We start from the raw sequence: 21,340 nt of genomic DNA on the forward strand, positions 1-21,340 counted from the left end.
CCTCGCCCCCGGGGCCCTCGAGACGCTGCGCACCACCGTGCTGCTCGTCGTCCCGGCGGGCATCACCGCGCTCCTCATCGCCTCGCTGCTGGCCTGGATCAACGAGCGCACCGACGCCCGCATCGGCGCACTGGCCGACGTGACCCCGATCCTCCCGATGTTCATCCCGCCCGTCGCGGGCGCGATCGGCTGGGTGTTCCTCGCCGCCCCGAGCGCCGGGCTGCTCAACGGCGCCATCGAGGGCTTCTTCGGCTGGTTCGGGATGGACGTCGACGGCCCGCTCGACATCTTCACGTGGCAGGGCCTCTTCTTCGTCTACGTGCTCGACCTCGTGCCGTTCGCCTACATCACGCTGGCCGCCGGGTTCCGCAACCTCGACCCGGTCGCCGAGGAGGCCGCCCGCATCAGCGGCGCCGGGCCCCTGGAGACCTTCCGCCGTGTGACGCTGCCCAGCCTCGGACCGTCGTTGGCGGCGCGCTGCTCATCGTGATGGCCATCGGGTTCGCGCTCTTCTCGACCCCGGTGGTGATCGGCACGCAGGCGGGCGTCGACGTGCTGTCGGTCGAGATCGTCGAGGGCGATGACCCGCTCGTTCCCGGCCGACGAGGCGAAGGCCCTCGGCCACGGCGTCCTGCTGCTCGGCATGGTGACCATCGCCTGGCTCCTCCAGCGGCGCCTCGTGCGCTCGACGGGCCACGCCACGGTCGGCGGCAAGGGCCTCAACTCCCAGCCGACCCGCCTCGGCGCGTTCCGCCACGTCGCGCGGTTCGTGATGGTGCTCTACCTGCTCGGCGCCAGCGTGCTGCCGATCCTGGCCCTCGTCGTCGTCTCCCTCGAGCGCTACTGGACCGCCTCGATCCCGTGGGGCAGCCTCACCCTCGACAACTACCGCGCGCTCCTCGACAGCGCCATCGTGGTCGAGGCGCTGCGCAACAGCGTCGTCGTCGGTGTCACCTGCGCGACGATCGGCATGGCCCTGGCCGCGATCGTCGCCCGCATGACGCACGGCGAGACGTCCCGCTGGGCGGGCGTCGTGGAGGCCGTGACGCGCATCCCGGCGGCGGTGCCGATCCTGGTGCTGACGCTGGCGTTCATCGCGGCGTACCTGGGGGAGCCGTTCCGCCTCGGCGGCACGACGCTGCTCCTCGTCATCGCCTACACGGCCATCTTCTTCCCCCACGCGGTCGTCAACGCGACGTCGGCGTACCTGCAGGTCGGTCCCCAGCTCCGCGAGGCCGGAGCGGTGTTCGGGGTCTCGGAGGGCCGCACGTTCTGGCGCATCCAGCTGCCGCTGATGCTGCCGGGCCTGACGTCGGGCTGGGCGTTCCTGTTCGTGCTGGTCGCGGGCGACGTCACCGTCGCCTCCCTGCTGGCGGGTACCGGCAACCCCGTCGCGGGCTTCGTCATCCTCGACCGCTACAACACCGGCACCTACCCGCCGCTCGCCGCGATGGCCGTCATCACGACCCTCCTCACGACCGTGGTCGTGGGGGTCGCGCTCGGGCTGGCGCGCTGGCAGCGCTCCCGGGCGACCTCCGGCGTACGGCGGCGCGCAGGTCTCGCCGTACCCGACCCGTCCGCCCCGCCCGTCACCCACTGACCCCCGCCGACCTCACCGGCCCCTACTGAAGGAGCAGCACCATGACCGACCCCAGCACGCTCTCCGCCGAGCAGCGGCTCGCCCGGCTCGAGGACCGCGCCGCGATCCAGGAGCTCGGCGTCCTCTACGGCTACGTGATGGACGAGCGCGACGAGAAGGGCATCCGGCAGATCTTCGCCCCCGACGCCCGGCTGACCTCCGCCGACGGGGTGTTCGCGGCGACGGGGATCGACGAGATCGTCGAGACCTACCTGGGCCGCTTCAAGGCCCTCGGCCCCACGAACCACTTCTCCCACGGGCACGTCGTGCGCTTCGGCGACGACCCCGACCGCGCCCGCGGCCTGCTGGCCAGCCACGCCGAGGTGTCCCGCAACGGTACGGCGATGCAGGTGGCGCTGCGCTACAAGGACGAGTACGTCCGCAACGACGGACGCTGGCAGTTCGCGGCGCGCGAGATGAGCTACATGTACTACCTGCCCATCGAGCAGCTCTCCCAGCTCGGCGACCGCAACAGCGTGCGGGCGTACGGCGACGAGCGACCGTCCGACTGGCCCGAGGCGCTCTACGCGGAGACCGGCAGCTCCTGGCTGCACGCCTACCTCTGAGCCGAGGCCCTAGGGTGGCGGGCGTGAAGGACGTCCTGGTCGTGATCGCCGCCGCCTTCTGGACCGTCGTGGCCGGCGTTGCCGGCTACCAGCTCGGGGGGCGCGGGCTGCCGGGCCTCCTGGTCCTCCTCCTCGTGATCGTGGTGGGAGTCGGTGCGGCCCTGCGGTTGCGTCTGAGGGAACGTCCCGTCGTCCGGGACCTCGCCGGCCCGGCGGCGGCCGTCATGGACGCCCTTGCCTCGGCTGCCGCGGAGCGGGAGAAGGTGCGCGAGCGTCCCGCCCCCGGCGTCCTCCTGGTGAAGACCTCGATGAGCACGTGGTCGTGGGGGTCGGTCTGGCGCTTCGAGGTGCTGCCCGGCGGCGCTGACGATGGCGGCGCGAGCACGCGGGTCGTGGCCACGATCCACCGCCGCGGCAGCGTCGTCGCGGGTGTGACCGAGCTGCGCAAGGTCCACGCCCTCCTGGACGTCGCCGAGCAGTGTCTGGAGGACGGCCGGGTCGCGGGGGTCGAGCGACTCGACTGACCTCTCGGAGCCGCCCCACCCGGAGAAGGAGAACGCGGACCGGACGGGCGTGCGCCTCGGCGTGTCGCCCCGACCGGTCCGCGTTTTCTTTCCCCAGGTCGTGGCGCTGTCCGCGTTTTCTCTCCCGCACCGGACCGGCACCCGGACCCGCGCGGGGGCCCCGCGCTAGATGCTCCGCCCCGGCCGGTACGCCGGCAGCCCGGCCAGCATCACGACGGCGAGGGCGAGCATGACGCCGTACCCGGCGCCGAAGCCCCCCGTGAGGTCGCGGAGCACCCCCAGCACCAGCGGGCCGAGGGCGCCCGCGAGGTAGGCGACGAGGATGACCATGGCGCCGAGCCGGGCGCCGTCCGCCTGCGTGTGGGTGACGTCGGTGATGAGCACCAGGCCCAGGGCCGATCCGCCGCCGACACCCATGCCGAAGAGGGTCATGGTCGGGAGGGCGAGGCCCACGGGGTCGACGAGGAGCATGACGATGCCGACGACGGTGCAGCCGAGCACGATCCCGAGCAGCGGGCGTCGGTCGCGGGTGTGGTCGGCGAGGGCGGGCAGCCCCAGCATGGTGACGACCTGCACGACCTGGAAGACCACGAACATCGACGCCGCCTCCTGGGGCGCGAGGCCGTGGCTGACGTAGAGCGGCGTGATCCAGGCCAGGCCGCTGAAGCCGATGACCATCTGCGAGGTGGTGAAGGCGACGACGAGCCATGCCGTGGTCGACCGCCAGGGCATGCGGTGGTCGACGAGGACGGCGGCGGCCGGGTCGACCGCGTCGCGGCGGGGGCCGCGCAGGGCCGGGGTGAGCAGCAGCCAGAGCGCGGCCGTGGCGGCGCTGACGGCGCCCCAGAAGGCGAGGGCGGGCCGCCAGCCGCCGAGGCCGGCGGACAGCGGCACCGCCGTGCCGGCCGCCACGGCCACGCCGAGCGCGAGGCCGGTCGAGTAGATGCCGGTGGTGAGTCCCCGGATGCGGGGGAGGTGGTGGGCGATCAGTGCCGGCATGAGCGCCGAGCAGCCGCCCATCGCGGCCCCGGCGAGCGCCGCGCTGCCGAACAGCAGCGGCGCGCCCAGGGGCGCGAGGCGCAGGAGCCCGGCCAGCGCGAGCACCAGCATGAGCAGTCCCGTCGCGAGCTCCGACCCGATCCGTGCCGCCAGCCGTTGCCCGAACGGCGCGGAGAGACCCATGCAGGCCACGGCCACCGACGTCAGCAGCCCGGCCTCGGTGCTGGACAGCCCGAGGTCGCGGTCGATCTCGTCGATGAGGGGCGGCAGGGATCCCATCGTCGCCCGCAGGTTGAGCCCGACGACCGCCACGAGGCCCACGACGACCGCCACGGGCAGGCGGGAGGGGCGCGGGGCGTCGAGGTCCCGCGCGGGGGCCGGGGCGGGGAGCGGTGCCTCGCTCACCCCGCGGGCTCGAGGGTCCGCGCCCCCTGGGCCTCGGTGACGGCCGTGCGGAAGTCGAGCATGCGCTTGGCGAGGCCGAGGAGCACGACGCCGACGAGCAGGCCGTCGCGGTCGTGGTAGCCGACCGCCGCCTCCCCGTGGAGGTCGCCGTCGAGCACCCGCACGTCGTCGTGGCCGAGGTGCGGCACGCCGAAGGACTGCAGCCGCACGCCGTACTGCTCGCTCCAGAACGTCGGCAGCGGCGCGAACGGCTTCTCCGGGACCGGTGCCTCGCCGCGGATCCCCGCGAGCAGGCTCGCCGCCGCGTGGGCGGCCATGTCGGTCGGCATCGTCCAGTGCTCGACGCGCAGCGGGGCGTCGCCGTAGCCCGCCACCGGGAAGCGGGCGACGTCCCCGACCACGACGACGTCGAGGACCGGGGTGCCGTCACGCAACGGGTGCAGGTCGGCGTCGCACCGCACGCCGTTCGCGAGGTCGAGACCGGTCCCGGCGAGCGGCTCGACGTTGGCCTGCGAGCCGACGGCCTCGACGATCACGTCCGCGGCGATGCTGGCCCCGTTGTCGAGCACCACCTCGAGGTGCTCGCCGGCGTCCTCGATCGCGGCGACCGAGCGGCCGAGCGCGAACCGCACGCCGTGGGCCTCGTGCCGACGCTGCACCTCGCGGGCCACGAGGTCGCCCAGGGGGCGCTGCAGCGGCGCGGCGAGCGGCTCGACCACCGTGACCTCGCAGCCGAGGGTCACCGCGGTCGCGGCGACCTCGCAGCCGATGAACCCGCCGCCCACGACGACGACGCGGGCGCCGGGCGCCAGCTCGGGGGCGAGCCGCTCGGCGTCCTCGATCGTGCGCACGGCGTGGCGCCAGCGCAGCTCGCCGCCGAGGTCGAGCCGCCGCGAGCGGACGCCCGTGGCGACGACGAGGCCGTCCCAGTGCACCTCCTCGCCACCGTCGAGCCGCACGACGTGACCGTCGAGGTCGACGGAGGCGACGCGGGTGCCGAGGCGCCACTCCACGCCCTCCGCCGTGGCGGGCCGCTGGCGGAAGGGCAGGCGGTCGCGCGCCATCGTGCCGCGCAGCACCTCCTTCGACAGCGGCGGCCGGTTGTAGGGCGCGTGCTGCTCCTCGCCGATCACGAGGAGACGGCCGGTGTGCCCCGCCGCGCGCAGCCGCTCGGCGGCGCGGAGGCCGGCGAGACCGGCACCGACGACGACGATCGTGCTCTCCAGGGATGTGGCCGATGTGGTCACGGGACGCTCCTTCGCAGGGGGGTACGGCGGGGGTCAGGCGGGTGCCGGCACGCGCGCCGCGGCACGGCCCGCGCGGTAGCCGAAGACCATCGCCGGGCCGAGGGTGCCGCCGGCACCGCCGTAGACCATGCCGGTGGGCGCGGCCATGACGTTGCCCGCGGCGTACAGGCCCTCGATGACGGCGCCGTCGACGTCGAGCACGGCACCGTCGACGTCCGTGCGCGGGCCGCCCTTGGTGCCGAGCGTCGAGCTGAGCAGCTCGACGGCGTAGAACGGGCCCTCGTCGAGGGGGCCGAGGGTCGCGCCGCGGCCCGGGTACTGCGCGCGGTCGCCGCACCACCCGTCGTACGCGCTGTCCCCGCGCCCGAAGTCGTCGTCGTGCCCGGCGGCGACGAGCCCGTTCCACCGGGCGACGGTCGCCTCGAGGGCGTCCGGTGGCACGCCGATGACGGCGGCGAGCCCAGCGAGGGTGTCGGCGCGGTGCACGACGTCCGGCACGGGGGCGCCCGGGGCGTTGCCGAAGCAGCCGTAGCGCGTGGCGAAGCCGTGGTCGAAGACGAGGTGCGCGGGCTGGTTGGCGTAGCGGAAGCTGGTCGGGTCGAACGCGTGGAAGGCGCCGCCGAGCGCGTTGTAGTTGGCGGCCTCGTTGGTGAACCGCACCCCCTGGTCGTTCACCATGATCGAGCGGGGGAGCGTGCGCTCGCGGAGCACGAGGAAGACGTCGTGGCCGCCGTCGGCGCGACGGTCGCCCAGACGCACCACGGGCACCCACCACGCCTCGCGCATGTTGCCCAGCCGGGCGCCGACGCGCATCGCCATCCGCAGTCCGTCGCCCGTGTTGGTCGGCACGCCCGGCGGGGCGGTCATCGGACCACGGAGGAAGTCGCGCACCAGGTCGGCGTCGTGCTCGAACCCGCCGGTCGCGAGCACCACCGCGCGGGCGTGCACGCGGCGTACCGGTGCGTCGGGGGCGTGGGCGTCCTGCAGCTCGACGCCCACGACGCGGTCGTCCTCGGTGAGCAGGCGGGTCGCCCGCCATCCCGTCTCCGGGACGGCGCCCCGGTCGAGACAGCCCGCGAGCAGGCTGCCGACGAGGGCGCGGCCGAGCCCCTCGAGCCCCGCGGACTCGCGACGCGCGAGCTCGTCGGGTGCGATGACGCCGGTGCCACCGCCGGTCGGGGTGTCGGAGACGTTCATGCGGCGGGGGGTGCCGACGACGCGGTCGCTCCAGCCGGGCACCGCGTCGAAGGAGAAGAGGGCGGGCTCCAGGGAGCGGCCGCCCTGCGGCTTCCCGCCGGGGTGCTCGGGGTGGTAGTCGGGGAACCCCGCCACGAGCTGGAGGTGCAGCGGCGTCGCGGTCTCGATCCAGTCGACGACCTCGTCCACGGAGTCCACGAAGGCCGCGGCGAGCTCCGGCAGGATCATGTCGTGGGAGAGGGCGCCGAGGTAGGCGAGCGCGTCCTCCCGCGAGTCCGCCACCCCGGCGGCGCGGGCGGCCGGGTTGGCCGGCAGCCACACGACCGCGCTCGAGAGCGCCGTCGTGCCACCGATCTTGTCCGCCTTCTCGACGAGGGCGACGCGCGCGCCGGCGTCCGCCGCGGCGAGCGCGGCGGTGAGGCCGGCCGCGCCGGTGCCGAGCACGACGACGTCGACCCGCTCCGTCCCCGTGGGCTCCGTGGTCTCCGTGGGCTCCGTGGACTCCGTGGACTCGGTGGGTTCCGGGGGCACGGCGTCCCTCAGCCCTGGTCGGAGTGCGCCGTGGCGTCGGGGGCGAGCAGCCGCGGCCCCGGCGTGAACGTGGCGGGGATGCTCTGCCAGCCGGTGTTCGTGCCCTGGTGCGGGTAGCGGACGAGCTTGTCGACGTCCACGACGTAGTCGCCCATGCGGCCGAGGATCTGCGAGAGCAGCTCCTTCGCCATCGCGCGGCCGAGGTTGGAGCCCGCGCAGCGGTGGGCGCCGATGCCGAAGGCGGTGTGGCGGTTGGGCCAGCGCTCGATGTCGATCTCGTCGGGCGCGTCGAACTGGGAGGCGTCGCGGTTGGCCGACCCCCAGGCGATGAGCACGCGGTCGCCCTCCTGCATCGCGGCGCCCTGGAACTCGACGTCCTTGGTCACGGTGCGGGCGAGCGCCTGGGTGGGGGAGAAGAAGCGGAGGAACTCCTCGAGCGCCCGCTCGAGCTTCTCGGGGTGGTCGATGAGGTCCTGGCGGACGTCCTGGTGCTGGTAGAGCCAGACGACGGTGTTGCTGACGAGCGACGCGGTGGTGCCGACGCCGCCGGAGAGCAGCAGGTCGACCATCGCGAAGACCTCGTCGGCGGTCACGGGGCGGCCGTCGACCTCCTGCTGCACGAGGTAGCTGATGATGTCGTCGGTCGGCGCGGCGGTGCGCTCGGCGATGACGCCGCGCGTGACCTCCTCCAGCATCGGCAGGTCGACCTTGACGGCCTGGTCGAACTCCTCGGTCCCGGGGACCGCGACGAGGAGGGCGTGGAACGCCGTGGCGTAGGTCTTCCAGTGCTCGATGGGCAGGCCGAGCCAGTCGACGGTCACGATGGCCGGCACGCCGATGACCGAGGTCATGTCGCAGGAGCCGGTCTCGATGATGTCGTCGATGAAGGCCGTCACGAAGTGCTTGACGATCTTCTCCATGCGGTCGACGGCGGCGGGCGCGGTGATCGGGTTGATCAGCTTGCGCCACTTCTTGAACTCGGGCGGGTCGACCTCGATGGGGATGTGGAACGGCGCCGGCGTCTTGGGGATGACCACCGAGAGGCCTTCGCCGCCCGACGAGTTGCGCGCCGACGAGAACGTGTAGTCGTCGCGCGCCGCCTCGAAGACCGCGTCGTAGCCGGACAGCACCCAGTAGCCTCCGTGGGCGTCCGTCCAGGCCACGGGGTGCTCCTCGCGGAGCTTCCGGTAGGAGGCCGCCGGGTCCTCCGAGTGCGTCTCGGAGTTGTGGTCGAAAGTGACCACGGGGGTGCGTGCGGCTGTCTCGGTCATCGTCGCGTTCCTTCGTCCTCGGGTCGATCACGGGGTCGATCTGGGGTCTTCCGCCGAATGTGATCATGGTTATACTCGATTGCGACGATGTCAACCGCATCACACTCGGACGGACCCCCAGGAGGATCGCCATGCACGTGAAGGTCGACGACGACCGTTGCCAGGGCCACGGCCTCTGCCGCATCAGCGCCCCGGACCTCTTCTTCGCCCGCGAGGAGGACGGCAACGCCTACGTGAAGAGCGAGACCGTGCCCCCCGGCCGCGAGGACGACGCGGCGATGGCGGCCGACAGCTGCCCCGAGCTCGCCATCGAGGTCGACTGACGGTGCTGCGGCTCGGCTCGGGGTCGGCCTACGCCGACGACCGGCTCGACGCCGTCGCGGCCATGGCGGCGAGCGGCCGGGTCGCCTACCTCGGCTTCGACTGCCTCGCCGAGCGCACGATGGCGCTCGCGCAGGTACGCCGCCGAGCTGACCCAGCGACCGGCCAGGACCGGCGGATCGCGCGCCTCGTGCCGCTGCTCGCGGACTACCTCGCCGCCGGCGGCAAGGTGGTCGGCAACTTCGGCGCGGCCCACCCCGAGGCCGCCCGCGACGACTTCGCGCGGGCGCTGGCCGAGGTCGGCGTGCCCGGCGTGCGCATCGGGGTCGTGCACGGCGACGACGTCCGCGCGCTCGTGCAGGACCTCGACGCGGAGCTGCCCGAGCTCGGCACCACCGTGCGCGCGCTCGGCGACCGGGTCGTCTCGGCCAACGCCTACCTCGGTGCCGACGGGATCGTCGACTGCCTGCGCGAGGACGCGCAGATCGTGCTCGGCGGCCGTCTCGCCGACCCGTCGCTGTTCGTGGGCCCGATCTGCCACGAGCTGGACTGGTCGCTCGACGACTGGGACCGCGTCGGACACGCGACGATGGTCGGCCACCTCCTCGAGTGCGGGGTGCACTCGACGGGCGGCAACTACGAGGACCCGCCCTACCGGGTCGTGCCGCGTCCCCACGACCTGGGCTTCCCGATCGGCGAGGTCGGTGACGGCGAGGTCGTCGTGACGAAGCTCCCCGGGACCGGCGGACTGGTCGACGCGATGACGACCAAGACGCAGCTCTACTACGAGATCCACGACCCCGCGGCGTACCTCACCCCCGACGTCACCGCCGACTTCACCGGCCTCGAGGTCACCGACCTCGGGGACGACCGGGTGCGGGTCACCGGCGCCCGCGGTCGCCCTCGCCCCGACACCCTCAAGGTGCTCGTCGGGGTCGACCAGGGCTGGCGGGCGACGGGGGAGATGTCGTACGGCGGGCCCGGGTGCGTCGAGCGCGCCCGGCGCGCCGCCGAGGTGCTGCGCGCCCGGCTCGCGCCGTACGACGCGGAGATCGACGAGCTGCGCATCGACCTCCACGGGGTGGACGCCCTCTTCGGGGGCCGGGCGCCGGGGGGCTCCCCGGCCGAGGTGCGGCTGCGGCTCGCGGTGCGCACGACCTCGCTCGACGTGGCGCGCACGGCGGCCCACGAGACCGAGCTGCTCTACTTCGGACCCGCGGGCGGGGGCGGCAACACCAGCTCCGTCGTGCCGGCCCTCGGGGTCACCCCGGCGTACGTGCCCCGTGGGCTCGTGCCCGTCACCACGGAGGTGGGAGTCGCATGAGGCTCCGCGAGATCGCCGCCAGCCGCTCCGGCGACAAGGGCGACGTCAGCAACGTCTGCGTCTTCGCCTACGACCCGGCGCACTACCCGCTCCTCGTCGAGCACCTCACCGCCGAGCGGGTCGCGGCCCACTTCGGCGACCTGGTCGAGGGCGCGGTCACCCGCTACGAGCTGCCGCTCGTGCACGGGCTCAACTTCGTGCTCGACCGCGCGCTCGGCGGCGGGGTGTCGATGACGCTGCGCGCCGACCCGCACGGCAAGGCGTTCCAGTCGCTCGTGCTCGACCTGGAGCTGCCCGACCCCGCCCCGGCAGCCGACGCAGGGGTCGGCGCAGGGGTCGGCGCGGGCGCCGACGTCCGGCTCCCCGACACGACCCGCACGACGCTCGTCGACGGCGTCTGGCGCGCCGGCCGGGGCGACGTCGTGACGAGCACCGACCCCGCGACGACGCGGGAGCTGGCCCGCTGGGCGGGGAGCTCGACCGCCCAGGTGGACGACGCCGTCGCCGCGGCCCGGCGCGCATTCGACGCCGGCACGTGGCGCGGCCGCCCGCCCGCCGAGCGCGCGGCGGTGCTGCGGCGTCTCGCCGACCTGCTGACGGAGCACCAGGAGGAGCTGGCCCGCCTCGTCGTCGCGGAGGTGGGCTCGCCGATCACGCTGGCCCGCACGCTGCAGACCGCGACCCCCGCGGCGAACATCGCCTGGGCGGCGGAGAAGGCCGCGTCGGGGCCGCGAGGCGGCTACCGCGAGGAGCTGCCGCCGCTCGAACGACCGGTGCGCACCGAGAGCGTGCTGCTGCGCGAGCCGATCGGCGTCGTGGCCGCGATCACGCCGTACAACTACCCGATCAACATGGTCGCCTGGAAGGTCGGGCCCGCGCTCGCGGCCGGCTGCTCGGTGGTGCTGCTGCCCTCGCCCCGCGGCACCCTCTGCACGCTCGCCCTCGTGCGCCTCGCCGAGGAGGCCGGGGTGCCGCCCGGCGTGCTCAACCTGGTGACGGGCGGCGCTGACATCGGCGCCCACCTCTCCGGCCACGCCGACGTGGACCTCGTGTCCTTCACGGGCTCCAACGCCGTGGGTGCCGCCGTGATGCGGGCGGCCGCGGCCACGAGCACGAAGGTGGTGCTGGAGCTGGGCGGGAAGTCGCCGACGATCGTGCTGCCGGGCGCCGACCTCGATCGCGCGGTCGGGCCGTCGCTGCTGCGCTTCTGCCGCAACGCGGGCCAGGGCTGCGGCGCGACGACCCGCATCCTCGTGCACCGCGACGACCTCGACGCGTTCGTCGAGCGGGCGGTGGCCTTCCTGGCCGACCACGTGCCGCTCGGCGACCCCCACGACGAGGCCACCGAGGTGGGTCCGCTCATCTCCGAGGAGCACCGCGCGCGGGTCGAGGGCTATCTCGAGCGCGCACGGGTGCGCGGCGCCCGCGTCCTCGCCGGGGGCACCCGACCGCCCGCGGGCTCCGGCCTCGCCGGCTGGTTCCTCGCGCCCACGCTCCTCACCGGCGTCGACCCGGACGACGAGATCTGCCAGGACGAGCTGTTCGCCCCGGTGGCCGTCGTGCTCGCCTACGACACCGTGGACAAGGCGATGACGATCGCGAACAACAGTCGCTACGGCCTCAACGCCCTCGTCTGGGGCGACCACGCGGAGGCGGTGGCGGTGGCCGAGCGCCTCCAGTCGGGGACCGTCGCGATCAACGGCGGCGGACCCGGTCGCCCCGACGTGCCCTGGGTGGGCGCCAAGCAGTCGGGCATCGGCATGGAGATGGGGGAGGACGGCTTCGCCGAGTTCTTCACCGTCCGGCACCTGCAGTGGCCCACCCCGTGAGCGTCCCGTCCGCGGACCCCGTCACGGTCCACCCCGGCACGGGCCGCGACGTCGCGTGGCTGGTGGACGCCTGGGCCCGGCACGCGCCCGACCGGGTCTTCCTCCGCTGGGCCCCGTTCGAGGGCGACGGCGGCACCTGGACGCGGCGCGAGTTCGCCGCCGACGTCGACCTCGTCGCCCGCTCCCTGCACGCCCGCGGGGTGCGGCGCGGTGACCGCTTCGCGCTGGTGCTGCCGAACCGGCCGGCGTTCCTCCTCACGTGGACGGCCCTCGTCTCGCTCGGCGCGGTGGCCGTGTGCCTCAACCCGCGCCTGGCCCGGGACGAGCTCGCGCACGCCCTCGGGCACTCCGGGGCCGTCGCCGCGCTGACGACGCCGGACCGGGCCGAGGACGTCGCGGCGGCCGCCCCCGGTCTGCGGATCATCGTCGACGGGGCGTCGTGCCGGCCCGGGGGCGACACGTTCGGCGACCTCCTGCGGGGCTCTCCCGCGTCGTACCCCCGCGGGGTGGACCCGCTCGCCCCCGCGAGCATCCAGTACACGTCGGGCACGACCGCCCGCCCCAAGGGCGTGGTGTGGTCGCAGGCCGCGTGCCTGTGGGCGGGCCAGGTCGGGGCCGCCCACCAGGGGCTCGGCCCCCGGGACGTCAACCTCGTGCACCTGCCGCTCTTCCACACCAACGCGCTGTCCTACTCGTTCCTGTCCTCCCTGGCGTCGGGTGGCGAGGTCGTGCTGCAGCCCCGGTTCTCCGCGAGCCGCTTCTGGCCCACGGCGGTGCGCCACGGCGCGACGTGGTCGTCCGTCGTGAGCTTCTGCCTGCGGGCGCTCGCCGGGCAGGAGGCGCCGGAGCGGCACCGGTTCCGCGGCTGGGCCAGCAGCGCCGTCGTCACGCCCTCGCCCGCCACCGGCGGGGTCGGTGCCCTCGGCTGGTTCGGGATGACCGAGACCGTCAGCCACCCCCTCGTCAGCGACCTCCACCTGCCCGGGCCCGCGGGGTCGATGGGACGCCCGTCCCCGGCGTACGGCGTGCGGCTGGTCGACGAGGACGGCCGCGGTGTCGCTCCCGGCGGGTCCGGTGAGCTGCAGGTGCGCGGGGAGCGCGGTCGGTCGCTGTTCAGCGGCTACCTCGACGACGCGGCGGCCACGGCGGCCGCGTTCACCGCCGACGGCTGGTTCCGCACCGGCGACCGTGCCCGGGTCGACGAGCACGGGGACGGGTGGTTCGTCGAGCGCCGCGGCGACGTGCTCAAGGTCGGCGGCGAGAACATCGGCGCCCCCGAGGTCGAGCGCGTGCTGCGGGAGGTCGCCGGCGTGCGGGAGGTCGCCGTCGTGGGCCGGCCCGACCGGATGCTGGGCGAGGTGCCGGTCGCGTTCGTGCTGCGGCAGCCGGGCGCCGAGGTCGACGTGCCGGCGGCGCACGCGCGGTGCGCGCAGGCGCTGGCCGACTTCAAGCGGCCCCGCGAGATCCGCGTGGTCGACGAGCTGCCCCGGTCGACGCTCGACAAGGTCGCGAAGGGCGTGCTGCGGCAGCGCCTCGCCGCGGAGCAGCAGGAGGTCGCGGATGCGTGACGGGGGACCGCTGGCGGGCGTGCGGGTCGTCGAGCTGGCCGGGATCGGCCCCGGGCCGTTCAGCGTGATGCTGCTCGCCGACATGGGCGCCGACGTCGTGCGGGTCGACCGGGTCGGCGGGCCGGGGGCGGACTACACGCCCAACCCGGTGATCGAGCGCGGTCGACGTTCCGTCGCGCTCGACCTCAAGCAGGCCGACGGCGTCGCCGTGCTCCTCGACCTGGTGGCGGCGGCCGACGTGCTCGTGGAGAGCTACCGGCCGGGCGTCGCCGAGCGGCTCGGCTTCGGCCCCGACGTGTGCCTGGCCGCCAACCCGCGGCTGGTCTACGGACGGCTGTCCGCCTGGGGCCAGGACGGCCCGCTCGCCCCGGTCGTCGGGCACGACGTCAACTACATCGGGATGACGGGGGCGCTGCACAGCATCGGCCGCGCCGGGGAGCGACCCGTGCCGCCCCTCAACCTCGTCGGTGACTTCGGCGGCGGCGCCGCCTCGCTGGCGTTCGGGGTGGTCTGCGCCCTCCTGGAGACGCGGACGTCGGGCCGCGGTCAGGTCGTCGACGCCAACGTGCTGGAGTCCACGGCCACGCTGATGGGCCTCGTCCACGGGCTGCGGGCGCAGGGCCGCTGGTCCGGCGAGCGGGGCACGAACCTCCTCGACACCGGCTGCCCCTACTACGACGTCTACACCTGCGCCGACGGGCGCTGGGTCGCCTTCGGCGCCATCGAGGAGCGGTTCTTCCGCAACGCCCTCGGGGTGCTCGGCCTGGAGGACCCCGCGCTGCTCGGCGCCCACAAGGACCGGACGCGCTGGCCCGCGCTGCGCGTGGCCCTGACGGAGGCGTTCGCGCGACGTACCCGGGACGAGTGGACCGCGGCCTTCGACGGCACCGAGACGTGCGTCAGCCCGGTCCTCGACCTCGACGAGGCGGCGGCGCACCCGCACGCCGTGGCACGCGCCGCCTACGCCCCGATCGCCGGCACCGACCTGCTGCAGCCGGTGCCGACCCCGCGCTTCAGCCGCAGCGCCACCCCGCTACCGCCGCCGGCGCCCGCGCCGGGGGAGCACGGTGCGGCGGTGCTCGCCGAGCTCGGGTACGACGCGGACCGCGTGGCCGCGCTCGTCGCGGCCGGTGCGGTGGGACGGCCCTAGCCGCGCACCACCCGGTCGACCGAGGTGATCTCGGCGACCGCGGGGACGATGTCACGGCCGAGGTCGTCGAGGTAGGCGACCACCTCGTCGCTGCTCATCCGGGGCCACTGGGCCCGCACCAGGATGGGGTCGATCGGCACGACGGCGGCCATGGCGGCGATCTGGGCCACGCACTCCTCGGGCGTGCCGATGAAGGTCTCCTTGCGGGCCACCTCGCGGAACTCCCGCGCGATCTCGTCGGCGCTGCGGGTCGCGAGCTGACGGTTGGCGTAGGCCAGGAGGCGCTCCTTGGCCATGGATTCGAACCGCTCGTACGCCGCGTCCGTCGTGGCCGCGGGGATGATCTCGCGGCGCAGCGGGTGCTTGACCTGCGGCCGCCCGACGCGGGCCCGCTCGTCCTCGTAGACCGACAGCAGCCGGACCATCTCGGGGCCGCGGGTCTCGGGCGTGATGGGCCACCCGTCGCCGAGCCGGGCGGAGCGACGGACGCCGTGGTCCTTCATGGCGCCGATCCAGATCGGCGGGTGGGGGTCCTGCCAGGGGCGGATGTGGGTGCGGCCGTCGGCGACGGACCAGAACCGGCCGTCGTGGTCCACGACGTCCTGGGTCCACATCTTCCGCATGATCGCGAGCGACTCCTCGAACATGGCGAAGCGCTGGCTGAAGTCGACGCCGAGGGCCGTGAACTCGTCCTCCCGGTATCCCGCGCCGGCGCCGACGACGAGCCGTCCGCGGGTCAGGACGTCGAGCGTCGCGAGGTCCTCCGCCAGCATCACGGGGTGGTAGAGCGGCACCTGCACGACCGTGGTCGCCAGCGTGACGGTGTCGTCGAGCTCGGCCGCGATGCGGGCGAGCGTGGGGATCGGCTGCAGCCACCGCAGGTCGCCGTAGAGGAAGTGCTGACCCATCGTGATGTGGGTGATGCCGTTGCGCTGCGCGGCCTCGACCTGGCGCAGCAGGCCGTCGAGGTGGTCGCGCGGGGAAACGCTCCCGTGCACGTCTCCGAGGATCACGCCGATCTGCACGAGGACCTCCCAGCCCGTCGACAACTGACCTGCGGATCATATGCATGATTTGCCGCGATAGGCGGTGATCGATGTGCGGGAACCGCTTTACAGCGCTCTCTGCGCACCCTATGGTGTGGATCACATGCGAATGATGCGCATGATATTCAACGTACGAGGAGTTCAGATGAGCGGGTTCCTGGGCAGGCCCCAGCGTCGTGTGGTCGTGGTGGCCCTGGCAACGGCGTCGATGTTCTCGGTGGCAGCGTGTGGAGGGGTGAGCGGCGGCGGCGGCCCGGCGGCCACCGACGAGCTCCCCGACACCATCAAGGTGGTGTCGATCAACCCGACGACCGGCGTCGTCGCCTTCGCCGGCGAGTCGGCCAACAAGGGCTACGCCCTCGCGGTCAAGGAGATCAACGAGTCGGACTACCTCGAGGGCTCGGAGATCGAGATCGAGTACGTCGACACCAAGTCCGAGCCGCAGACCGCCGCCCAGGAGATGACCCAGGTGACCGCCCGGGGCGAGGCCTCCGCGGTGTTCGGCTCGGTCTCCAGCAACGAGGCGGTCGCGATGTCGCCGCTCGCGGAGCAGTCGAAGATGCCGATCATCTACACGCAGGCCGGCAGCGACGGCGTCGTCACGGGTGACTACACCTGGCGCGCGACGCCGCTGATGCGCGAGTACTACCCCCTGCTCGAGCAGTACATCGAGGAGACGGGCGCCGAGACCCTCGGCATCGTCTACACGGAGGCGACGCCGACCCTGCAGGACATCGGCACCAACACCCTCCCCGCCCTCGCCGAGGAGCTCGGCATCGAGGTCGTCGCGTCGGTCGGCACGCAGGCGACGACGCAGGACTTCTCGGCGCCGATCTCCCAGGTGCTGGGTGCAGAGCCCGACCTCGTCTCCGTGCTGCTCGTCGGTGCCGCCAACCCCACGGCCATGACGCAGCTGCGCCAGGCCGGCTACGACGGCCCCGTGCTCGGCAACTCCGGCGCCTCGGCGGGCAACCTCGACCAGGCCGGCGACGCCGGTGAGGGCATGGTGTGGCCCACCGACTTCAACGCGGCCATGACGGCCGAGTCGAGCCAGGAGTTCACCGAGGCCTACCGCGCGGAGTACGGCGAGGACCCGCTCAACTACGCGGCCGAGGCCTACGACGCCGCCTGGTTCCTCGCGAAGTCGCTCAAGGAGGCGCAGTCCGCCGACCGCGAGTCCGTGAAGGACGCGATGCACACGGTCGCCGAGGAGCCGTTCGACGGCGCGCTCGGCTCGGGCCTGACCTGGGTCGACCAGGACCTGCAGGTCCCCGGCGTGGTCATCGAGTACACGACCGAGGGCGAGGTCCTGCTCTACGAGGGCACGGCCTCCGAGTGAGCACAGGGTCCGCACCCTCCCGAGACGGGTGCGGGCCACCACCGGTGGGGGTCGCGGCGACGTCCGCGGCCCCCACGACCGGCGTCTGAGGGGACGCCGTCCCAGGAGGAAGAACCATGAGCACGCCCATCACCACCAACGACGGGAGGCAGTCGTGCAGGACGTCCTGAGCGTCATCAGCCTCGGGTCGATCTACCTGCTCTTCGCGCTGGGCATGAGCCTGACGTGGGGCACGATCGACATCCTCAACTTCTCGCACGGGTCGATCTTCATGTTCTCGACCTTCACGGCCTACCTCGCGCTCGGCTCGGGCGCCCTGCCGTTCGTCGCGGTCGTCGCGATCGCGGTCCTCGTGGGCGCGGCGCTGTCGGTGGCGATCCAGGTGCTCGCCTTCGAGCAGATCATCAAGCGGGCCCGCACCAAGAAGAACGCCGAGATGCAGATCCTCATCGGCGGCATCGGCATCGCGATCATCCCGCTCGCGATCGCGCAGCACCACACGAAGAGCAACCCGTTCGGCCTGCGCGACTCGTCCTTCGTGGTCGACACGTGGCTGGTGGGCGACCTCCGCATCACCAACATCGCCGCGATGACCGCGGTGATCGCGGTGGCCCTGTGGGCGGCGCTCTCGGTGTGGCTCCGCCGCTCCCGTCACGGCCTCGCCCTGCGGGCGATCGGCGTGGACGCCGAGGTGGCCGCCCTCATGGGGGTCGACCGGCGCAAGCTGGCCCTCGGCACCATGGCCGTCTCGGGCGGGCTCGCCGGCCTGGCGGGCGTGCTCTTCACGTTCTCCCTCGGCGCGATCACGCCCGAGAGCGGCGACACGCTGCTGGTGAAGGCGTTCGCCGTCATCATCCTCGGCGGCGTCGGCAGCATGCTCGGGGTCGCGTTCGGTGCCTTCTTCCTCGCGGCCTGCGAGGTCTGGGTGCTGACGCAGACCTCCGGCTCCTGGGTCGAGGCCGTGTCCTTCGGCCTCATCTTCCTCGTCCTGCTGGTCCGCCCGGCCGGCGTCTTCGGCCGTAAGGAGGTACGACGCACATGAGCGCCTTCTACTTCACCAACCTGGTCCTCATCCAGGCGACGATGACGGGCCTGCTGCTGGCCCTCAGCGTGCAGGTGCCCCTGCGCATGGGCGTCTTCTCGTTCGCCGGGGCCGGTGCCTACGGCATCGGCTGCTACGCGGGCGCGATCCTCGTCCTCGACTACGAGATGGGCGCCATCCCGACCATCGTGCTGACGTGCATCGGCACCGGGCTGGTCGTGCTCGTTCTCGGCATCCTGATCCAGCGGCTCAACGGGCTCTACCTGGCGATGGCCACGGTGGCGTTCTGCCTGATCATCAGCGTCATCGCCATCAACGGTGGCACGCTGACGGGCGGCTCGACGGGCCGGTACGGCGTCATCTCCGACTTCACCATGGGCGGCATGTTCGCCATCACCGGCGTGGTCCTCCTGCTCGTCGCGCTCAGCGAGCGCGGCAAGCTCGGGCGTCGTGTCGACGCGGTGCGCGAGGACCCGGAGCTGGCCGCCTCGATGGGCATCAACGTCCGCCGCTACCGCCTGACGGCCTTCGCCGTCAGCGGGGTGCTGGGGGGCGCGGCCGGCGCGATGAACATCCTCGTGCGCAGCGCCGTCAGCCCGCTCGACATCGGCTTCCCGCTCATCGTGCTCGCCCTCACGATGATCATCGTGGGCGGGTCGCTGTCCTGGAAGGGCGCCGTCGTGGGTGCGCTCATCTTCACCTGGCTCCCCGACGTGCTGGCCGTCGTCGGCCAGTGGCAGGAGCTCATCTACGGCGTGATCGTGGCGCTCGCCGCGGTGTTGCTGCCCCGTGGGCTCTACGGCATCTACGTCGACACCAAGCGCGGCGTGCAGCGCAAGCGTCGCGAGTCCCGCGCCGCCGAGAAGCCGCAGCCGCCCGCGGGGGAGCCGGCATCGGTGCCGGCCGGCCGGCTCGAGATGGAGGCCCAGTCATGAGCGAGACCCTCGACAGCACCCCCAGCGGGACCGGCGGGGCGTCGGGCGGTGCGGCGGGAGCCGTCCGTCCGGTCCTCCAGATCGACGACGTGAAGGTGCACTTCGGCGGCGTCAAGGCCGTCGACGGCATCTCCATGGAGCTGATGCCGGGCATGATCCACGGGATCATCGGGCCTAACGGCTCGGGCAAGAGCACGCTCATCGGCGCGGTGACGCGTCTGACGAAGCTGACGAGCGGCCGCCTGCTGTTCGACGGCGAGGAGTACCAGGGCGCGCCGCCGTCGGTGGTCGCCCGCAAGCGGGTGTCGCGCACGTTCCAGACGGTGCGTCTGCTCCCCGACCTCACCGTCGCGCAGAACATCCAGCTCGGCGCGGACGCCCGGGACGACGCGAAGGCGGGCAACCCGCTCGCGCGGCTGATCGGCAACCGGGTCTCCCCGGCCGTCGGCGAGGCCATCGAGCGGACGAACCTGCAGGGCTTCGAGGACTACTACCCCGCGGAGCTGTCGTACGGCACGCAGCGCCGGGTCGAGATCGCCCGGGCGATCGCCACGGGCCCGCGCCTCCTGCTGCTGGACGAGCCGACCGCCGGCATGAACCAGACGGAGCGCGCGGAGATCTCGCGGCTCATGCGCAGCCTGCGCTCGGACGGTCTGTGCCAGCTGCTCGTCGAGCACGACGTGCAGATGATGATCGACACCTGCGACCACGTGTACGCGATGAACTTCGGACGGCTGATCGCCGAGGGCACGCCCACCGACGTCGTCCGCAGTCCGCAGGTGCAGGAGGCCTACCTCGGAAGGAAGTGGCGCGAGCATGCTTGATGTCTCCGACCTGCACGTCAGCTACGGCAACGTCGAGGCCGTGCGCGGCATCGGCATGACCGTGCGCCCGGGCCGGGTGACCCTCGTCCTGGGGGCCAACGGTGCCGGGAAGACCACGACGCTCAAGGCCATCGCCGGCCTCGAGCGCCCCCACGCCGGAACGGTGACCCTCGACGGGAAGGACATCACCGGCCTCGCGCCGCACAAGATCGTGCGCAACGGGATCGCGCTCGTCCCCGAGGGGCGGCGCGTCTTCTCGCCCCTCACGGTCGGCGAGAACCTCCGGATGGGCGGCTACACCGCCGACCGCTCGAAGGCGGCCGAGACGCTGGCCCGGGTCAACGAGATGTTCCCGATCCTCGCGGAGCGCGCGGGCTCGGCCGCCGGCCTCCTCAGCGGTGGCGAGCAGCAGATGCTGGCGTTCGGCCGCGCCCTGATGTCGCAGCCGACGATCATGCTGCTCGACGAGCCGTCGATGGGTCTCGCTCCGGCGATCGTCGACTCGATCCTCGCGAAGGTGCGCCAGATGGCCGACTCGGGCATCGGCATCCTCATGGTCGAGCAGAACGCCGAGGCGGGCCTGGACGTCGCGGACGACGTGGTCGCGGTCGCCCGCGGCGAGGTCGTCTTCGCCGGCCCGGCCGCGGAGGCCCGGGACAACACCTCGGTGCTCCGCGCCTTCCTCGGCGAGGCCGCGCTGGCCGGGACGGACGACTGATCCACCCCGCACGCCTCCGGCACGAACGACGACGCCGACCGGGTCTCCCCGGTCGGCGTCGTGGTGCGTCGGTGGCCTCGGCGGCGGCCTCGGCGTCAGCCGAAGTAGCGCTGGTCCCAGGGGATGGTCTCGTTCATCAGCTGGGGGAACTTGCGCGCGGCGTACCGCTCGTAGGCCTCGATGTGCTCGCGCATCCGGGCCTCGGAGGCCTCCGGATCGCGCTCCGAGAGGGCGGTGTAGATCTCCTCGTGGGCCTTGAGGATCGCCGTACGCCGGTAGCCCGGGTAGTCGATGCCGATGACCGTGCCGTCCATGATCCCGAGCAGCGACTCGATGATGTAGCCGAACAGGGCGTTGCGCGACGACCAGGCGATGATGTCGTGGAAGCGCTTGTTGGCGTCGAGGAACGAGTACTGGTCGTCGATCTCGGCCCGCATCTGGTCGACGGTGCCCTTGAGCGAGACGAGCTCGTCGTCGGTCATCCGGGTGGCCGCCATGTTGCTGATCATGGGCTCCACCGCCGAGCGCACCTCCGCGATGTTGCGGAACGGCGCACCCTGCAGCTGCATGAGCAGCACGAGCGTGCTGCCGAGGTGGGCCGCGTCGGGGTTCTGCAGCACGGGCCCGCCGCGCGGGCCGGGCTTCAGGGAGATGACACCCTGGAACTCGAGCAGGCGCAGCGCCTCGCGGAGCGTCCCGCGCCCGGTCTGGTACTTCTCCAGCATCGTGCGCTCGGGCTCGAGCAGGTCGCCGGGACCGAGACCCGCGCGCAGCGCGTCCTGGACGATCCGCTGGGCGACCAGCATCGCCGCCTTGGGCGGGCGTTGGCTGGCTCCGTCGCGTGGCACCATCGCGTTCCTCCACC

At 73.3% G+C, this 21,340-nt stretch carries 20 protein-coding genes; 14 read left to right on the forward strand and 6 right to left on the reverse strand.

What is annotated here, in order from left to right:
• The first annotated feature begins 37 nt into the window (after nucleotides 1-37).
• The 4 genes from PIR53_00005 (at nucleotide 38) to PIR53_00020 (ending at nucleotide 2,729) form a co-directional block, all read left to right on the forward strand.
• Nucleotides 38-490 carry an ABC transporter permease subunit gene (locus PIR53_00005; protein WZH52398.1) on the forward strand — a complete coding sequence of 151 codons (453 nt, stop codon included), beginning with the start codon at nucleotides 38-40 and terminating at the stop codon, nucleotides 488-490.
• Between the two features lie 90 nt (nucleotides 491-580).
• On the forward strand, nucleotides 581-1,600 hold the full coding sequence (locus tag PIR53_00010) for an ABC transporter permease subunit (GenBank protein ID WZH52399.1): 1,020 nt from the start codon (nucleotides 581-583) through the stop codon (nucleotides 1,598-1,600).
• A gap of 41 nt (nucleotides 1,601-1,641) precedes the next feature.
• Nucleotides 1,642-2,205 carry a nuclear transport factor 2 family protein gene (locus PIR53_00015; GenBank protein WZH52400.1) on the forward strand — a complete coding sequence of 188 codons (564 nt, stop codon included), beginning with the start codon at nucleotides 1,642-1,644 and terminating at the stop codon, nucleotides 2,203-2,205.
• Between the two features lie 23 nt (nucleotides 2,206-2,228).
• Nucleotides 2,229-2,729 carry a hypothetical protein gene (locus PIR53_00020; protein WZH52401.1) on the forward strand — a complete coding sequence of 167 codons (501 nt, stop codon included), beginning with the start codon at nucleotides 2,229-2,231 and terminating at the stop codon, nucleotides 2,727-2,729.
• A gap of 165 nt (nucleotides 2,730-2,894) precedes the next feature.
• Here the strand turns inward: PIR53_00020 and PIR53_00025 are convergent, their stop codons facing one another.
• From PIR53_00025 to PIR53_00040, 4 genes are read right to left on the reverse strand one after another with little or no spacing between them, the layout of a single operon-like run.
• The gene (locus PIR53_00025) at nucleotides 2,895-4,133 is read right to left on the reverse strand and encodes an MFS transporter (protein WZH52402.1); all 1,239 of its coding nucleotides are present in this window, start codon (nucleotides 4,131-4,133) and stop codon (nucleotides 2,895-2,897) included.
• Entirely contained in the window at nucleotides 4,130-5,380 is a 1,251-nt protein-coding gene (locus PIR53_00030) for an FAD-dependent oxidoreductase (protein WZH52403.1), read from the reverse strand. Before PIR53_00030 ends, PIR53_00025 begins: the two co-directional genes overlap by 4 nt.
• A 33-nt stretch (nucleotides 5,381-5,413) precedes the next feature.
• Complete coding sequence (locus PIR53_00035) at nucleotides 5,414-7,108, reverse strand: FAD-dependent oxidoreductase (GenBank protein WZH52404.1); 1,695 nt, start codon at nucleotides 7,106-7,108, stop codon at nucleotides 5,414-5,416.
• A gap of 8 nt (nucleotides 7,109-7,116) precedes the next feature.
• On the reverse strand, nucleotides 7,117-8,379 hold the full coding sequence (locus PIR53_00040) for a cytochrome P450 (protein WZH52405.1): 1,263 nt from the start codon (nucleotides 8,377-8,379) through the stop codon (nucleotides 7,117-7,119).
• 131 nt (nucleotides 8,380-8,510) lie between these two features.
• On the opposite strand from PIR53_00040, the gene PIR53_00045 reads away from it, so the two are divergent.
• From PIR53_00045 to PIR53_00065, 5 genes are read left to right on the forward strand one after another with little or no spacing between them, the layout of a single operon-like run.
• Nucleotides 8,511-8,702, forward strand: coding sequence for a ferredoxin (locus PIR53_00045; GenBank protein ID WZH52406.1), 192 nt, complete (start codon nucleotides 8,511-8,513; stop codon nucleotides 8,700-8,702).
• Between the two features lie 2 nt (nucleotides 8,703-8,704).
• On the forward strand, nucleotides 8,705-10,024 hold the full coding sequence (locus tag PIR53_00050; GenBank protein WZH52407.1) for a DUF1446 domain-containing protein: 1,320 nt from the start codon (nucleotides 8,705-8,707) through the stop codon (nucleotides 10,022-10,024).
• Nucleotides 10,021-11,853 (forward strand): aldehyde dehydrogenase family protein, encoded by a 1,833-nt coding sequence (locus PIR53_00055; GenBank protein WZH52408.1) that lies wholly within the window; start codon nucleotides 10,021-10,023, stop codon nucleotides 11,851-11,853. The genes PIR53_00050 and PIR53_00055 overlap by 4 nt, the downstream gene beginning before the upstream one ends.
• Nucleotides 11,850-13,421 (forward strand): AMP-binding protein, encoded by a 1,572-nt coding sequence (locus PIR53_00060; protein ID WZH52409.1) that lies wholly within the window; start codon nucleotides 11,850-11,852, stop codon nucleotides 13,419-13,421. Before PIR53_00055 ends, PIR53_00060 begins: the two co-directional genes overlap by 4 nt.
• Nucleotides 13,414-14,571, forward strand: coding sequence for a CaiB/BaiF CoA-transferase family protein (locus PIR53_00065; protein WZH52410.1), 1,158 nt, complete (start codon nucleotides 13,414-13,416; stop codon nucleotides 14,569-14,571). The genes PIR53_00060 and PIR53_00065 overlap by 8 nt, the downstream gene beginning before the upstream one ends.
• On the opposite strand, the gene PIR53_00070 is transcribed toward PIR53_00065, so the two are convergent.
• Nucleotides 14,568-15,620 (reverse strand): LLM class flavin-dependent oxidoreductase, encoded by a 1,053-nt coding sequence (locus PIR53_00070; GenBank protein ID WZH52411.1) that lies wholly within the window; start codon nucleotides 15,618-15,620, stop codon nucleotides 14,568-14,570. The genes PIR53_00065 and PIR53_00070 overlap by 4 nt on opposite strands.
• A 142-nt stretch (nucleotides 15,621-15,762) precedes the next feature.
• Here PIR53_00070 and PIR53_00075 point away from each other — a divergent pair, with 142 nt between their 5' ends.
• The 5 genes from PIR53_00075 (at nucleotide 15,763) to PIR53_00095 (ending at nucleotide 20,475) form a co-directional block, all read left to right on the forward strand.
• On the forward strand, nucleotides 15,763-16,956 hold the full coding sequence (locus PIR53_00075) for an ABC transporter substrate-binding protein (protein WZH52412.1): 1,194 nt from the start codon (nucleotides 15,763-15,765) through the stop codon (nucleotides 16,954-16,956).
• A 154-nt stretch (nucleotides 16,957-17,110) separates the two neighbouring features.
• Nucleotides 17,111-17,998: a branched-chain amino acid ABC transporter permease gene (locus PIR53_00080; protein WZH52413.1), complete on the forward strand. Its 888-nt coding sequence runs from the start codon at nucleotides 17,111-17,113 to the stop codon at nucleotides 17,996-17,998.
• On the forward strand, nucleotides 17,995-18,933 hold the full coding sequence (locus PIR53_00085; GenBank protein WZH52414.1) for a branched-chain amino acid ABC transporter permease: 939 nt from the start codon (nucleotides 17,995-17,997) through the stop codon (nucleotides 18,931-18,933). Before PIR53_00080 ends, PIR53_00085 begins: the two co-directional genes overlap by 4 nt.
• Nucleotides 18,930-19,757: an ABC transporter ATP-binding protein gene (locus PIR53_00090; protein ID WZH52415.1), complete on the forward strand. Its 828-nt coding sequence runs from the start codon at nucleotides 18,930-18,932 to the stop codon at nucleotides 19,755-19,757. Before PIR53_00085 ends, PIR53_00090 begins: the two co-directional genes overlap by 4 nt.
• Nucleotides 19,750-20,475, forward strand: coding sequence for an ABC transporter ATP-binding protein (locus PIR53_00095; protein ID WZH52416.1), 726 nt, complete (start codon nucleotides 19,750-19,752; stop codon nucleotides 20,473-20,475). Before PIR53_00090 ends, PIR53_00095 begins: the two co-directional genes overlap by 8 nt.
• 95 nt (nucleotides 20,476-20,570) lie before the next feature.
• Here PIR53_00095 and PIR53_00100 read toward each other — a convergent pair whose 3' ends face one another.
• Nucleotides 20,571-21,326 carry an FCD domain-containing protein gene (locus PIR53_00100; protein WZH52417.1) on the reverse strand — a complete coding sequence of 252 codons (756 nt, stop codon included), beginning with the start codon at nucleotides 21,324-21,326 and terminating at the stop codon, nucleotides 20,571-20,573.
• Between the last annotated feature and the right edge of the window lie 14 nt (nucleotides 21,327-21,340).

The organism is Nocardioides alkalitolerans, assembly GCA_038184435.1.
Lineage (GTDB): Bacteria > Actinomycetota > Actinomycetes > Propionibacteriales > Nocardioidaceae > Nocardioides > Nocardioides alkalitolerans_A.

Coding starts and splice junctions, on each gene's coding strand:
- PIR53_00010 (WZH52399.1), top strand. CDS start 581: ATGACCCGCTCGTTCCCGGCCGACGAGGCGAAGGCCCTCGGCCACGGC.
- PIR53_00015 (WZH52400.1), top strand. CDS start 1,642: ATGACCGACCCCAGCACGCTCTCCGCCGAGCAGCGGCTCGCCCGGCTC.
- PIR53_00040 (WZH52405.1), bottom strand. CDS start 8,379: ATGACCGAGACAGCCGCACGCACCCCCGTGGTCACTTTCGACCACAAC.
- PIR53_00045 (WZH52406.1), top strand. CDS start 8,511: ATGCACGTGAAGGTCGACGACGACCGTTGCCAGGGCCACGGCCTCTGC.
- PIR53_00055 (WZH52408.1), top strand. CDS start 10,021: ATGAGGCTCCGCGAGATCGCCGCCAGCCGCTCCGGCGACAAGGGCGAC.
- PIR53_00065 (WZH52410.1), top strand. CDS start 13,414: ATGCGTGACGGGGGACCGCTGGCGGGCGTGCGGGTCGTCGAGCTGGCC.
- PIR53_00075 (WZH52412.1), top strand. CDS start 15,763: ATGAGCGGGTTCCTGGGCAGGCCCCAGCGTCGTGTGGTCGTGGTGGCC.
- PIR53_00085 (WZH52414.1), top strand. CDS start 17,995: ATGAGCGCCTTCTACTTCACCAACCTGGTCCTCATCCAGGCGACGATG.
- PIR53_00090 (WZH52415.1), top strand. CDS start 18,930: ATGAGCGAGACCCTCGACAGCACCCCCAGCGGGACCGGCGGGGCGTCG.
- PIR53_00095 (WZH52416.1), top strand. CDS start 19,750: ATGCTTGATGTCTCCGACCTGCACGTCAGCTACGGCAACGTCGAGGCC.
- PIR53_00100 (WZH52417.1), bottom strand. CDS start 21,326: ATGGTGCCACGCGACGGAGCCAGCCAACGCCCGCCCAAGGCGGCGATG.